Origin of the sequence: Erwinia sp. LJJL01 (assembly GCF_047300805.2) — a bacterium.
Classification (GTDB): domain Bacteria; phylum Pseudomonadota; class Gammaproteobacteria; order Enterobacterales; family Enterobacteriaceae; genus Erwinia; species Erwinia aphidicola.
Window position 1 is genome coordinate 3,385,283 of sequence record NZ_CP178576.1, and the last position, 14,234, is coordinate 3,399,516.

Genomic DNA, 14,234 nt, shown 5'->3' on the forward strand with positions numbered 1-14,234 from the left:
CTGACGACATTCCTGACACCAACGTAACCAATTACGCCAGGTTGTACAATTTATTTATAGTTGTACAACTTGAAACTGTCAGGTTTTCCGGTTAAATCTCATATGTGAGATTAATTCCCTGATATGAGAAGATAAAGTGAAACAGACTCCAACGGAACAGCGGCTTGCTCAGCGTCTGGCCGATCTGCGTGATGAAAAGGGCTGGTCGCTGGAGGTGCTGTCAGATCTTACCGGGATAAGCCGCGCTTCGCTATCGCGTATCGAGCGTGCTGAGAGCAGCCCGACGGCGGCACTGCTTAATCGCCTGTGCAGTGCCTATGGATTAACCATGTCTCGCCTGCTCAGCGAAGTGGAACAGGGCGGGGTACAGCTTTTGCGTCCTGAACAGCAGAGCCTGTGGCGCGATGCGGAGAGCGGCTACCAGCGCCGCAGCGTCTCGCCTCCGGCGCAGGCGTTTCACGCGGAGCTGGTGGAGGCCCACCTTGAAGCCGGGGCGTGCATCGACTATGACATCCCGCCGGTGGCGGGACTGGAGCAGCATATCTGGATGCTGGATGGCGTGCTGGAACTGCGCATGAACGATCGGCAGTGGCGGCTGGAGAAGGGCGACTGCCTGCGCTTCCACCTGTTTGGTCAAACCTCTTTTCATGCGCCGGAAGCCAGCGGCGCGCACTATGCCCTGGTGGTGGCGCGCTCATGAATGAACTCGAATATCAGTGGTTAGACGCACAGCAGGCTCATTCTGAGCAGGAGGCACTGTACCGGGTGCTGGACGGCTGCGTGGCGCACGGTGCCAGCGTCGGCTTTGTCAATCGCGACCCGGCAGTGCTCAGCCGATTCTGGCAGGACGTGGTGCTGAGCCTGGCGTGCGGCGATAAACAGCTGCTGGTGGCGCGCCTGCAGGGGCGGATTGTAGCCACGGTGATGGTGGTGCTGGCGATGCCGCCTAACGGCGCGCACCGGGCGGAAATCGTCAAGCTGCTGGTGCATCCTGAAGCGCGGCGGCGCGGTATTGCCCGGGCGCTGATGCAGCAGGCAGAGGAGCGTGCGCGTGCCGCCGGGCGCAGCCTGCTGGTGCTGGACACCCGCAGTGGCGACGTTGCGGAACCGCTGTATGCCTCCCGCGGCTGGCAGGTCGCCGGGCAGATCCCGGACTATGCGCAGTCGGTAGCGGGAGAGAGGGAAGCCACAACGGTGATGTACAAGCGGGTCTGAAACGCCTGGCAAACTGCGAGCCGTCTCGGGAGAATAGTCATTGCAGGCTGACGCCGCGGCAATACTGTGTAAAAATACAGCCTTGTTCAGCAGGAAGTGGTTGTCATGGCGTTAACTGTCGCGTTAAAAACGCAAATTGCCGGGTGGTATAAAGCCCTGCAACAGCAAGTCCCCGATTTTATTCCGCGTGCCCCCCAGCGGCAGATGATTGCTGAAGTGGCTAAAACGCTGTCGGGGGACGACGGTCGTCATCTGGCTATTGAAGCCCCCACCGGCGTGGGTAAGACGCTCTCCTACCTGATCCCCGGCATTGCCGTTAGCCGCGCTGAAGAAAAACCGCTGGTGGTCAGTACCGCCAACGTGGCGCTGCAGGACCAGATTTTCAGCAAGGATCTGCCGCTGCTGAAAAAAATTATCCCCGAACTGAAGTTCACCGCCGCCTTTGGCCGCGGGCGCTACGTCTGCCCGCGCAACCTGTCGGCGCTGGCGACGGATGAAGAGAATCAGGGCGATCTGCTGCTGTTTCTCGACGACGATATGACCGCCAGTAAAGATGAGCGCGCGATCTGCACCGAACTGGAAAAATCCCTTAAGCGCTATCAGTGGGACGGCCTGCGCGACCACAGCGCGGAAAATATCGAAGATTCGCTGTGGCAGCGCCTCAGCACCGATAAAGCCAACTGCCTTGGCAGTAACTGCAACTGGTTCCGCGAGTGCCCGTTTTACGTGGCGCGGCGTGAAATTGAGAACGCCGACGTGGTGGTGGCGAACCACGCGCTGGTGATGGCGGCGCTGGAAACCGAATCGGTGCTGCCGCCGCCGAAGAACCTGCTGCTGGTGCTGGACGAGGGCCACCATTTGCCCGACGTGGCGCGTGATGCGCTCGAAATGAGCGGTGAGATCACCCCGGGCTGGACCATGCTGCAGCTCGACCTGTTCTGCCGCCTGGTGGAGCAGTGCCTCGCGCAGTTCCGCCCGAAGCGCCCGCCGCCGCTTAGCCACCCAGACAAACTGAAAGCGCACTGTGAAGAGGTGCGTGAGCAGCTGCAGATGCTGTCACAGATCCTCGGGCTGTATCTGCCGCCGGACGGCCAGGAGGGCGAGTACCGCTTTGAGATGGGCCTGCTGCCTGAGGAGATCCTTACCCTTTGCGCCCGCCTGTTCAAGCTCAGCGATGCGCTGCGCGGGCTGGCGGAAGGGATGATGAACGACCTCAGCGAGAAGAGCGGCCAGTTTGACGTGGTGCGGCTGCAGCGCACGCTGATCCAGATGAACCGTGCGCTGGGCTGGTTTGAAGCCAGCAGCAAGCTGTGGCGGCTGGCGGCGATGGAGCAGGCTTCCGGCGCGCCGGTGTCAAAGTGGGTGGCGCGGGAGATCCGCGATGGCAATGCTCACCTGCTGTTTCACTGCGCCGGGATCCGCGTCAGCGATCAGCTGGAAAAGCTGCTTTGGCGTAAGATCCCTCACGTGGTGGTGACCTCCGCCACGCTGCGATCCCTTAACAGCTTCCAGCGCCTGCAGGAGATGTCCGGCCTGAGTGAAAAGGCGGGCGATCGCTTTGTCTCCCTCGACTCGCCGTTTAACCACGTCACGCAGGGCAAGCTGGTCATCCCGCAGATGAAATATGAGCCGATGCTGGCGAATGAAGTGATGCATCTGGCCGAAATGGCGCACTTTTTTCGCCAGCAGATCAAAGAGGCGCAGCACAAGGGGATTCTGGTGCTGTTCGCCAGCAATCGGGCGATGCAGCAGTTTATCGCCTATCTGCCCGAGCTGCGCCTGATGATGCTGGTGCAGGGCGACAAGCCGCGCCCGGCACTGGTGGCGCTGCACCGCAAACGCGTGGAGCAGGGCGAAACCAGCGTGCTGGTAGGGCTACAGTCGTTCGCCGAAGGGCTGGATCTTAAAGGTGAACTGCTATCCCAGGTGCATATCCATAAAATTGCTTTCCCCCCGGTCGACAGTCCGGTTATTTTGACCGAGGGCGAGTGGCTGAAAAGCCTTAAGCGCTATCCGTTTGAAGTGCAGAGCCTGCCGAGCGCATCGTTTAATCTTATCCAGCAGGTTGGCCGCCTGATCCGCAGCCATGACTGCTTCGGCGAGATTATTATTTATGACCGCCGTTCTGATCAGCAAAAGCTATGGTGCGCGCCTGCTGGGTGCGCTACCGGTATTCCCAATAGAGCAGCCGCCCATGCCGGAGGGCGAGCTGCCGAAAGCCGTGACGCCTGCCGTGAGGCCAAAACCCGCAGGCAGGCGGCGTCGTTAATCGAGACAATTAGGCGTGAGCATGGAATATAACAAGATTATTAAAGAGGTCGGGCGCGGCAAAAATCACGCGCGCGATATTGATATTGATACCGCCCGCGACCTGTATCGCCAGATGCTGGCCGGCAACGTGCCCGAGCTGGAGCTGGGCGGGATCCTGATTGCGCTGCGCATCAAAGGCGAAGGTGAAGAGGAGATGCTCGGCTTCTACCAGGCGATGCAGGAGCAGATGCCGCGTTTGACGCCGCCTGCGCACCTGCCTATGCCTGTTGTCATCCCCAGCTACAACGGTGCACGCCGCCAGGGCAACCTTACGCCGCTGCTGGCGCTGCTGCTCTCTCACCTTGGTTTCCCGGTGCTGATGCATGGCGTTAGCGACGATCCGACTCGCGTTACCAGCGAAGCGGTGTTCGCCGCACTGGGTATCGCGCCGGTGGCTTCAGCGGCTGAAGCGCAGGCGAAGCTGGACGCCGGTGAACTGGCGTTTATCACCATCGGTACGCTGTGCCCGGCGATGGAGCAGCAGCTCTCGCTGCGCTGGCGTATGGGAGTGCGCAACAGCGCCCATACGCTGGCCAAGCTGGCGACGCCGTTTGCCGAGGACGCTGCGCTGCGCCTCGCCAGCGTATCGCACCCGGAATATATCCCGCGCGTCGGTAAGTTCTTCAGCGATATTGGCGGGCGCGGGCTGCTGCTCAACGGCACAGAAGGGGAGGTTTACGCTAACCCGCAGCGCTGCCCGTCAATCAGCCTGATTGCCGGTGCACAGCCGGAACAGCTGCTGGGGCGTCAGGAAGAGGTGGTGCTGAGCGACGGTGCGTTGCCGGGGGCAAAGGATGCCGAAACCACCGCCGCGTGGATCCATCGTTGCCTGGCACAGGAAGTCCCGGTGCCGCAGTCGCTGCGGCTGCAGATCGCCTGCTGCTACCTTGCCACCGGGCGCGCCGCGGACCTCGATGGGGCGTTAGAGTTGATTGCTCAGGCGGGGTATTAAAGCGTAAAGGGACGACCGGAAAAATGGTCTTCATCACCGGGGCAACTCTCGGCACGGGACGACCGAAAAAAATGGTCGTCCCCTACGGGGAGTAATATGGCCGTTCTGTACATTGTCTTGTGTAGGGGCGGACCCTCTTTTCCGGTCCGCCCGCTGCGTTGATCAGCGCGGCAACAGCTGCTCCGCCAGCGCGGTCCACAGCGCAATACCGGGGCCGATCAGCGCATCGTTAAAATCGTAACGTGCATTGTGCAGCGGCGCTGACGGCGTCTCTCCATCCGCACCCAGCCAGAAATAGGCGCCCGGGCAGGCTTCCAGCATGCAGGCAAAATCCTCTGATGCCATCGACGGGTTCACATTCCACTGCACTTTTTCCGCAGGCAGTAAGGTTAATGCACAGTCGCGCACCCTGGCGGCTTCCTGCGCGTGGTTTGCGGTTACCGGATAATCGGTCTGATAGTCGATGCTGCCGTCAATACCCAGCGGGGCGGTAAAGGTGGTGACAAACTCGTCAATCATCTGACGCACGCGCTGGCGCACATCGGCCTGCAGGCAGCGCAGCGTGCCGCGCAGCACCACATTTTCCGGGATCACGTTAATCGCTTCACCGCCGTTAATCTGCGTAATGCTGACCACCGCAGATGCCAGCGGTGACAGGCGGCGCGAAGGAATGGTTTGCAGCGCCAGGATCAGCTGCGCGGCGGCGACAATCGGGTCCGCGCCGTTTTCCGGCATCGCCGCATGGCAGCTGCGACCGCGCAGGGTAATTTCGAACGAATCGAGCGACGCCATCATCGCCCCTTCATTAACCGCAACGTGCCCGGCGGGCAGCCCCGGCCAGTTGTGCATGCCGTAAATAGCATCCATCGGGAACAGGTTAAACAGCCCCTCTTCCACCATGCGTCGTGCGCCGCCGAGGTTTTCCTCCGCAGGCTGAAAGACAAAATGCAGCGTGCCACTAAAGTTGCGCGTGCTGCTCAGGTGCCTGGCAGCGGCCAGCAGTATCGCGGTGTGGCCGTCATGGCCGCAGGCATGCATCACGCCGGGGCGGGTCGAGCGGTGAGCGGCGCTGCCTAATTCGGTGATCGGTAATGCATCCATATCCGCCCGCAGGCCTATCGTTGGGCCGGGGCCGTTTTCCAGCGTGCCCACCACGCCAGTGCCCGCCAGTCCACGATGTACCTGTAGCCCCATTGCGGTGAGCTGTTGCGCCACCATTTGAGCCGTTTGATGTTCCTGATAGCCCAGTTCAGGTTGGGCGTGCAGCATCCTGCGCCAGCCTGTGGCTTCTTCAATCAGCGAAAGGGGAATGGCCATCGGTTACGTCTCCTGTGCGGGGCGCTATTCACTTAGCGGGCAGGAAATAAGTTAGCATAAAACGCGGGTAAGAGGGGCAGTGATGCGATGAAAAACGGGCCTGCAGACCAGGCCCGTTGCGGCGTTATTTGACCATCGGCAGATTGAGCTCGTGCTGATGAGCGCAGTTTTTGGCGATGTCATAACCGGCATCCGCGTGGCGCATCACGCCGGTGGCGGGATCATTCCACAGCACGCGGCCCAGGCGCTTGTCGGCTTCTTTGGTACCGTCGGCGACAATGACGACCCCTGCATGCTGTGAGAAGCCCATACCCACGCCGCCGCCATGGTGCAGGCTGACCCAGGTCGCGCCGCCTGCGGTATTCAGCAGGGCGTTAAGCAGCGGCCAGTCAGAAACGGCATCTGAACCGTCCTTCATCGCTTCGGTTTCACGGTTTGGCGAGGCGACCGAGCCGCAGTCAAGGTGATCGCGACCGATGACGACGGGCGCCTTCAGCTCGCCGTTGCGCACCATTTCGTTAAAGGCCAGGCCCGCCAGATGACGCTCGCCGAGGCCCAGCCAGCAGATACGCGCCGGAAGGCCCTGGAAAGCGATGCGCTCCTGCGCCATATCCAGCCAGCGGTGCAGGTTTTTATGGTCCGGGAACAGCTCTTTTAGTTTGGCATCGGTCTTATAGATATCCTCCGGATCGCCAGAGAGAGCCACCCAGCGGAACGGGCCTTTACCTTCGCAGAACAGCGGACGGATATAGGCAGGAACGAAGCCCGGGAAATCAAAGGCGTTTTTCACTCCTTCATCCAGCGCGACCTGACGAATATTGTTGCCGTAGTCGACGGTGGGAATGCCCATATGGCAGAAGTCGAGCATCGCCTGCACGTGGACCGCCATCGAAGCGCGTGCCGCTTTTTCAACGGCTTTAGGATTCGTTTTGCGCTCGGACTCCCAGCGTGCCAGATCCCAGCCCGCAGGCAGATAGCCGTTAATCGGATCGTGCGCGGAGGTTTGATCGGTGACGATATCCGGCTTCATGCCGCCTGCTTTAGCACGCTTAACCAGCTCCGGCAGGATTTCGGCGGCGTTACCCAGCAGGCCAACGGAGATGGCACGCTTCTCTTTATTGGCTTTAGTGATGATATCCAGCGCTTCTTCAATGCTGTAAGCCTTGTAGTCGAGGTAGCGGGTGCGCAGGCGGAAGTCGATACGCGACTCCTGGCACTCCACTGCCAGCACTGATGCCCCGGCCAGCACGCCCGCCAGCGGTTGCGCACCGCCCATGCCGCCCAGCCCGGCGGTGAGGATCCACTTACCGCTTAAGTCGCCGTCAAAGTGCTGGCGGCCGGCTTCGGCGAAGGTTTCAAACGTTCCCTGCACGATGCCCTGGGCACCAATGTAGATCCACGACCCGGCGGTCATCTGGCCGTACATCATCAGGCCCGCTTTATCCAGCTCGTGGAAGTGGTCCCAGGTCGCCCAGTGCGGCACCAGGTTGGAGTTGGCGATCAGTACGCGTGGCGCATCGGCATGTGTGCGGAAAACGCCCACCGGCTTGCCGGACTGCACCAGCAGCGTCTCTTCCGGCTGCAGCGCTTGCAGTGAACGCAGGATCTGCTCGAAGCACTCCCAGTTACGCGCCGCTTTACCAATACCGCCGTATACCACCAGATCTTCCGGGCGCTCGGCCACGTCCGGATCGAGGTTGTTTTGGATCATGCGGTACGCGGCTTCAATTAGCCAGTTGGCGCAGTGCAGAGTGCTACCATGCGGGGCACGAATGGTACGCGCGACGGCTTTGCTTACGGACTCGGTCATAACAGTTTCCTCCAAAGGATTAAGGCTTAGCGAGCGCGTGCGGGCAGCAGCGCGGCAATCATTTCCGGCCAGGTATCCTGGCTGGCCCACAGGCGCATCTGTTCAATATCAGGCGCCATCAGGCGATCTTTTTCGAGGTAAGGCACGCGCTGGCGAATGCTGGCCAACACCTGCTCCAGCTGCGGTGAACTGCGCAGCGGGCGATGGAAATCAATACCCTGCGCGGCGGCCATCGCTTCGATACCGACCACAGCGGCGGTGTTAAAGCACATGGCGCCGAGGCGACGCGCGGCGTAGGTCGCCATCGACACGTGATCTTCCTGGTTAGCTGAGGTTGGCAGGCTGTCGACGCTGCCCGGATGAGCAAGGGATTTGTTTTCTGAGGCCAGCGCGGCGGCGGTAACCTGGGCGATCATAAAGCCGGAATTGACCCCGCCATCGTTCACCAGGAACGGCGGCAGCCCGGACAGCCCGGTATCCAGCAGCAGCGCGAGGCGACGTTCGGAAATGGCACCGATTTCGGCCACCGCCAGCGCGATAATATCGGCGGCAAAGGCTACAGGCTCTGCATGGAAGTTGCCGCCGGAGATCACTTCACCCGTATCGGTGAACACCAGCGGGTTATCGGATGCGGCGTTAGCTTCGATCTGCAGCACTTTTGCTGCGTGATTGAGGTTATCGAGGCAGGCACCCATCACCTGCGGCACGCAGCGAATCGAGTAGGGATCCTGTACGCGCCCGCAGTTGGCATGTGAAGGCAGAATATCGCTGCCCTCCAGCAGGGCACTGACCGCTGCGGCAACGTCAATCTGCCCCTGCTGGCCGCGTGCTTCATGAATGCGATGGTCAAAAGGTTTAAGCGAACCTTTAATCGCTTCCAGCGACAGCGACCCGGCGACCAGCCCGGCGGCGAAGGCGTTTTCAGCTTCGAACAGGCCGCGCAGTGCCAGCGCAGTAGATACCTGGGTACCATTGAGCAGCGCCAGGCCCTCTTTAGGCCCCAGCACAAAGGGCTCCAGCCCGGCGAGGGCTAACCCCTGCGTGGCTGGCATCAGTTTGCCCGCCACGCGCACTTCGCCTTCACCCAGCAGCATCAGCGAGAGATGCGCCAGCGGGGCGAGATCGCCGGAGGCACCGACCGATCCTTTCTCTGGAATGCACGGCATAACACCCGCGTTAAACAGGCTAATCAGGCCGTCCACCAGTTCAATACGAATACCGGAGTGGCCGCGAGAAAGGCTGATCACTTTCGTCGCCATGATCACACGCGCGACATCATCCGGCAGCAACTCTCCGAGCCCGACGCTGTGCGACAGGACCAGGTTGCGCTGCAGTTCGGCCAGACGCTCGTTGGGAATGGTGGTTTGCGCCAGCTTGCCGAAGCCGGTATTAATGCCGTAGGTAACCTTGCCGGAGCTGACGATAGCATCCACGGTCGCACTCGCCTGCTGAATACGGCTGCGTGATGGCTCGTCCAGCGCCAGTTTTACCCCACCGCGATAAATCGCTTTTAGGGTGGCCAGGTCCACCTTGCCCGGTGTGAGCAGGCAATGATGTGTAGTCAGTGACATGGTATACTCCTGTATAGACAAGTGCGTGTGCGATGATTATGAGTCGAAGACATCATTGAGTGAATCACATGTGTATAGTCTTGTCTATACAACCAGCAAGAGTTGTGCCACCTGCGTCACAAATATGAATTTGGCTGCTTTGAGCGCACTTTTAAACTCGACTGACGCGCAGCAGGCGCCCTGCGCGACGCTGCGCTGCACCATGCGGGTTCAATTTGCCATTTTCCGGTGCAAAGAGGATGTATATACATTTAAGAATGAAGTCAGTAAACTGCCCGTTATTACCACTATAAGGAACTTGCTATGGTCGTGCAGACTGCGATTTCACAACTCTCCGCCGCCATGAGCGATCAGCCCGCGCCGATCTATCAGCGTGTCAAGCAGGCGATTATCAGCCAGATTAGTGAAGGGGTATGGAAAGCCAACCAGCGCGTGCCGTCCGAAAGCGAACTGGTCAATGAACTCGGCGTCAGCAGGATGACCATCAACCGGGCATTGCGCGAGCTGACCAGCGAAGGTTATCTGATGCGTATGCAGGGCGTGGGGACCTTTGTCGCGGAGATGAAAGGCTACACCGCGATGTTGGAAGTGCATAATATTGCTGAAGAGATTGCCCAGCGCGGTCATCGCCACAGCTGCAAAATTCTCACGCTGCGCGAAAGCAAAGCCGATCCAGAGCAGGCGGCGGTGCTCGGATTAAGCACCGGGCAAACGCTGTTCCAGTCGCTTATCGTCCATTTTGAAAATGACCTGCCGGTGCAGCTGGAAGAGCGCGTGGTCAACCCGCTGGTGGCGCCTGATTATCTGCAGCAGGATTATCACAGCCAGACGCCTTACACCTATCTGATGCGCGTCGCTCCTTTAACCGCCGGGGAGCATATCGTTGAAGCGGTGCTGCCGGATGCCCAGCAGTGCCAGCTTTTGGCCATTGAAGCGCAGGAGCCCTGTCTGCTGATCCGCCGCCAGACCTGGAGCGACAGCAAAGTGGTGACCTATGCAAAGCTGCTCTACCCGGGGTCGCGCTATAAGCTGCTGGGGCGTTTTAAGGGCCACGGCTGAAGTTTAGCGGGGAATTAACGTTCCCCACAGCAGCTGCGCGTTTTCGCTCAGCGGGACAAACATCCCGGCACCATCCTCCCACCAGGCGCCCTGGCCTGCGGCCAGCACCCCATCTGCGCACTGCCACTCTCCGGCAACCACATACACCACGCCGCTAACCTCATCCTGCGGGGCAAAGCGCTGGGTGGCGATCCCCGCCTCCGGCTGATAGCGGCTGCGGCGCGCCATAATATTGAAGTCAGTGCTGCAACCGCCTGCCAGACGGGCGGCAATAGCCTCTTCACCCGGAAAAGCGAACGGCTGATTAAGGGCAAGATGCTGGATAAGCGCGCCCTGGCGGTAGAGTGCGACATCGCCGCTCAGCAGAGTGATAATGCGATCAATGCCGGGAAACGTGGAAAAATCGCCGTCGCTGGCGATGGTGGCGATGCTGATGCGCCAGTCGAAATCTACCACGCCTAGTGGATAGCTGATGATTTCCCGCGTCTCACCGCCGCCGTTGCGCCAGCGGCTGACGGGTAACTGCTCACTGTCATAACGCTGGATCATCGCAGTGCCTCCAGGGCTTCGCGCAGGTCGGCATCGATCTCAGCCTGCTGCGCATGCATACCGTGGTTAATCCGCTGCTGCCCGGCGACAAACACGTCCTGAATCTGCGCGCGGTTGCCGGCAAACAGCCAGCGGTTCAGCAGTGACGCATCCGGCGTGCTGGCGAGCAGGGCGTCGTCGGCCAGCACCAGCCAGTCGGCACGATAGCCCACCTGCAGGCTGCCAATTTTCATCCCGCAGGCCTGCGCACCGCCGCTCAGCGCCTGCTGATAGAGCACATCACCCACCGAGGGTTGCTGCGCGGTAACGATGCGGTTGCGGCGGCGGTCACGCAGGCGCTGGGCGTACTCCAGCCAGCGCAGCTCCTCGACGACATCCAGCGAGACATGGCTGTCGGAGCCAATTCCCCAGCGGCCACCCTGCGCCACATACTGCGTGGCGGGGAAGATGCCGTCACCGAGGTTCGCTTCGGTGGTCGGGCACAGGCCAGCAACGGCCTGGCTGGCGGCGAGGCGCGCGATCTCAGATTCATCCAGATGCGTGGCGTGGATCAGGCACCAGCGCGCATCCACGGCAAAGCGGTCCAGTAACCAGCTAACCGGGCGCTCACCGCTCCACGCCAGCGAGTCGTTGACCTCTTTCTCCTGTTCGGCAATATGAATATGCACCGGCAGGTCGGATGGGCTATTTTCCAGCACCTGGCGCATCTGCTGCTGGTTAACGGCGCGCAGTGAGTGGAAGCACAGTCCCTGATTCAGCAATGGCTTAGCGGCGATTTTCTCTCGCAGGCGATGCTGCTGCGCCAGGTAGCTGTCGGCATCCTGAATAAAGCGCTTTTGCCCGGGCTGCGCGGGTTGGCTACCGAATCCGGCAAAGCTGTACAGCACCGGCAGCATAGTCTGGCCGATGCCGCTGCGCTCTGCAGCGAGGATCAGCGCATCCAGCATCGCGTCATCAGGGTAGGGTTGACCGTCGGGCTGATGGTGAAGATAGTGGAATTCCGCCACCTGGGTATAGCCGCCTTTCAGCATATCGACATAAAGGTGGCTGGCGATCGCTGTCACTTGCGCAGGCGTCAGGCGCTGCACCATGTGGTACATCAGTTCGCGCCAGGTCCAGAAGCTGTCCTGCGGATTACCGGCAACTTCGGCCAGCCCGGCCATGGCGCGCTGGAAAGCGTGAGAATGCAGGTTAGCCATCGCCGGAAGCACGCTACCCTTAAGACGCAGTGCATCCTGTGGCGTACTGTTGGCGGTGAGAGCGGCGATGTTACCCAGATGATCGACTTCAATCAGGACATTATGTTGCCAGCCTTCAGCCAGCAGGGCGCGGGGCGCAAAAAAGCGAGTCATGGTTGCTTCCTGTGCAATGAGGTTGTATATACATATACATACTTATGAAACAACAGTAAAGCGCACAACGCAGGAGAGCGGATGAACCAGCAACTCAGCTGTGACCATTTATGGTTCGGCGCCGATATCGTCACTATGCGCGACGGGCGCTATAGCATTATTGAACAGGGCGCGATCGCCGTGAGTGGCGAAAAAATCGTCTGGATCGGGCCTTTATCACAAAGTGCGCATATTGTGGCGCAGCAGCGTACCGACCTTGGCGGCGGCATCGTGACGCCAGGGTTGGTGGATTGTCATACCCACCTGGTTTTTGGCGGCGACCGCAGTCACGAATTTGAGCAGCGACTGAACGGCGTCAGCTACAGCGAGATCGCTGCGCAGGGCGGGGGGATTATCTCCACGGTGCGCGCGACGCGGGCGGCGTCGCAGGATACGCTGGTGGCCAGCGCCCGTCAGCGCCTGGGGCATCTGCTGGCAGAGGGCGTCACCACCGTCGAGATCAAGTCCGGTTATGGGCTGGAGATTGACAGTGAGCTGCGCATGCTAAAAGCCATCCGTCAGCTGGCTACAGAAGTGCCCGCGCAGGTGGAAGCTACCTGTTTAGCGGCGCATGCGGTGCCGCCGGAATATAAAGACCGGCCCGATGCCTGGGTCGAGGTGATTTGCCAGCAGCTGCTGCCGCAGGTTGCTAAAGAGAAGCTGGCGGATGCGGTTGATGCTTTCTGTGAGCATCTGGCGTTTTCACCTGAGCAGGTTAGCCGGGTGTTCAGCGCTGCACAACAGCTTGGCCTGCCGGTTAAACTGCACGCTGAGCAGCTCTCTTCCCTGGGTGGCGGTGCGCTGGCTGCAGGGTTTAACGCGCTGTCAGCTGACCATCTTGAATACGCCACTGAACGTGACGTGGCGGCGATGGCGCAACACGGCACGGTAGCGGTGCTGCTGCCGGGTGCCTTCTACCTGCTGCGCGAAAAGCAGCATCCCCCGGTTGAACTGTTCCGCCGCTATCAGGTGCCGATGGCGCTGGCGAGCGATGCCAATCCGGGCACTTCGCCCGCGCTGTCGCTGCGTCTGATGCTCAATATGGGCTGTACGCTATTCGGCATGACGCCGGAAGAGGCGCTGGCAGGCGTCACGCTGCACGGCGCGCGCGCGCTGGGGCTGGCCGAGCGGATAGGCTCGCTGGAGGTCGGTAAGCTGGCGGACTTCGTGCACTGGCCGCTGACGCGCCCGGCAGAACTGGTTTACTGGCTCGGCGGGCAGCTGCCGTGCCGGGTGGTGTTTAGAGGTGCAGACCGAGGAGAACAACGATGAACGCTTTTCAATTCAGCGCCGGTAAACTGCCGCTGCTGCTAAGTATTCCCCACGCGGGAACGCTGTTAACGCCAGAGGTGGAAGCCGGGCTGAGTGATGCGGCAAAAGGTTTGCCGGATACCGACTGGCATATTCCAAAACTGTACGATTTCGCCCGTGAGATGGGCGTCAGCGTGCTGGTGGGAAACTATTCACGCTTTGTGATCGATTTGAACCGTCCGCCGGATAATCAGGCACTCTACACCACGGCCACCACGGGTCTGTACCCGGAAACGCTGTTTGACGGCACGGCGACTTTCAAGCCGGGCATGACGCCAACTCCGCAGCAGCGGGCGGGCTATCTGCAGCATATCTGGCAGCCGTATCATGGCAAAATTCAGCAGGAGCTGGCGCGTATCAAGCAGCAGCACGGCTATGCGCTGCTGTTTGATGCCCACTCGATCGCTTCAGCGATCCCCCGCCTGTTCGAGGGGCAGCTGCCTGACCTGAATCTCGGCACCAACGACGGGGCAAGCTGCAGCCCACGTCTGGCGCAACAGCTGACCGCGCGCTGTGGCGCACAATCGCAGTTTAGCTGGGTGCTGAACGGGCGCTTCAAGGGGGGATACATTACGCGCGCCTATGGCAAACCGCAGGAGAACCAGCACGCGGTGCAGCTGGAACTGGCGCAGTGTAACTACATGGAAGAAGCACCGCCGTTCAAATGGCGTGGGGATAAAGCGGCTCAGCTGCAGCCGCTGCTGCAGCAGCTGATTGAGACGCTGTTGCAGTATCACTACCGCTAACGC

General features: G+C 60.6%; 11 protein-coding genes and 1 pseudogene. 7 read left to right on the plus strand and 5 right to left on the minus strand.

What is annotated here, in order from left to right; translation table 11 throughout:
- The first annotated feature begins 136 nt into the window (after window positions 1-136).
- From ACLI4M_RS16805 to ybiB, 4 genes and pseudogenes are all read left to right on the plus strand, one after another.
- A complete protein-coding gene (locus tag ACLI4M_RS16805; protein WP_133624125.1) occupies window positions 137-700 on the plus strand; it encodes a helix-turn-helix domain-containing protein in 564 nt (187 codons plus the stop codon).
- The gene (locus ACLI4M_RS16810; protein WP_133624124.1) at window positions 697-1,215 is read left to right on the plus strand and encodes a GNAT family N-acetyltransferase; all 519 of its coding nucleotides are present in this window, start codon (window positions 697-699) and stop codon (window positions 1,213-1,215) included. The genes ACLI4M_RS16805 and ACLI4M_RS16810 overlap by 4 nt, the downstream gene beginning before the upstream one ends.
- Before the next feature lie 105 nt (window positions 1,216-1,320).
- Window positions 1,321-3,484: pseudogene (gene dinG, locus ACLI4M_RS16815) on the plus strand (ATP-dependent DNA helicase DinG).
- 21 nt (window positions 3,485-3,505) lie between these two features.
- Window positions 3,506-4,477, plus strand: coding sequence for a DNA-binding protein YbiB (gene ybiB, locus ACLI4M_RS16820; RefSeq protein ID WP_133624122.1), 972 nt, complete (start codon window positions 3,506-3,508; stop codon window positions 4,475-4,477).
- Between the two features lie 162 nt (window positions 4,478-4,639).
- Here ybiB and ACLI4M_RS16825 read toward each other — a convergent pair whose 3' ends face one another.
- The 3 genes from ACLI4M_RS16825 to hutH form a co-directional block, all read right to left on the minus strand.
- Window positions 4,640-5,794 carry a M20 aminoacylase family protein gene (locus ACLI4M_RS16825; RefSeq protein WP_133624121.1) on the minus strand — a complete coding sequence of 385 codons (1,155 nt, stop codon included), beginning with the start codon at window positions 5,792-5,794 and terminating at the stop codon, window positions 4,640-4,642.
- 124 nt (window positions 5,795-5,918) lie between these two features.
- A complete protein-coding gene (hutU, locus tag ACLI4M_RS16830) occupies window positions 5,919-7,604 on the minus strand; it encodes a urocanate hydratase (RefSeq protein ID WP_133624120.1) in 1,686 nt (561 codons plus the stop codon).
- A gap of 26 nt (window positions 7,605-7,630) precedes the next feature.
- Window positions 7,631-9,175 carry a histidine ammonia-lyase gene (gene hutH, locus ACLI4M_RS16835; RefSeq protein ID WP_133624119.1) on the minus strand — a complete coding sequence of 515 codons (1,545 nt, stop codon included), beginning with the start codon at window positions 9,173-9,175 and terminating at the stop codon, window positions 7,631-7,633.
- Between the two features lie 303 nt (window positions 9,176-9,478).
- Between hutH and hutC the strand changes: the two genes are divergently transcribed.
- Window positions 9,479-10,234 (plus strand): histidine utilization repressor, encoded by a 756-nt coding sequence (hutC, locus tag ACLI4M_RS16840; RefSeq protein WP_133624118.1) that lies wholly within the window; start codon window positions 9,479-9,481, stop codon window positions 10,232-10,234.
- A gap of 3 nt (window positions 10,235-10,237) precedes the next feature.
- Here the strand turns inward: hutC and ACLI4M_RS16845 are convergent, their stop codons facing one another.
- Window positions 10,238-10,783, minus strand: a complete 546-nt coding sequence (locus ACLI4M_RS16845; protein WP_133624117.1) for a HutD/Ves family protein — start codon at window positions 10,781-10,783, stop codon at window positions 10,238-10,240.
- Window positions 10,780-12,135, minus strand: a complete 1,356-nt coding sequence (locus ACLI4M_RS16850) for a formimidoylglutamate deiminase (RefSeq protein ID WP_133624116.1) — start codon at window positions 12,133-12,135, stop codon at window positions 10,780-10,782. The genes ACLI4M_RS16845 and ACLI4M_RS16850 overlap by 4 nt, the downstream gene beginning before the upstream one ends.
- An 81-nt stretch (window positions 12,136-12,216) precedes the next feature.
- Here ACLI4M_RS16850 and hutI point away from each other — a divergent pair, with 81 nt between their 5' ends.
- Entirely contained in the window at window positions 12,217-13,446 is a 1,230-nt protein-coding gene (hutI, locus tag ACLI4M_RS16855) for an imidazolonepropionase (RefSeq protein ID WP_133624115.1), read from the plus strand.
- A complete protein-coding gene (hutG, locus tag ACLI4M_RS16860) occupies window positions 13,443-14,231 on the plus strand; it encodes an N-formylglutamate deformylase (protein WP_133624114.1) in 789 nt (262 codons plus the stop codon). The genes hutI and hutG overlap by 4 nt, the downstream gene beginning before the upstream one ends.
- Window positions 14,232-14,234 lie beyond the last annotated feature (3 nt).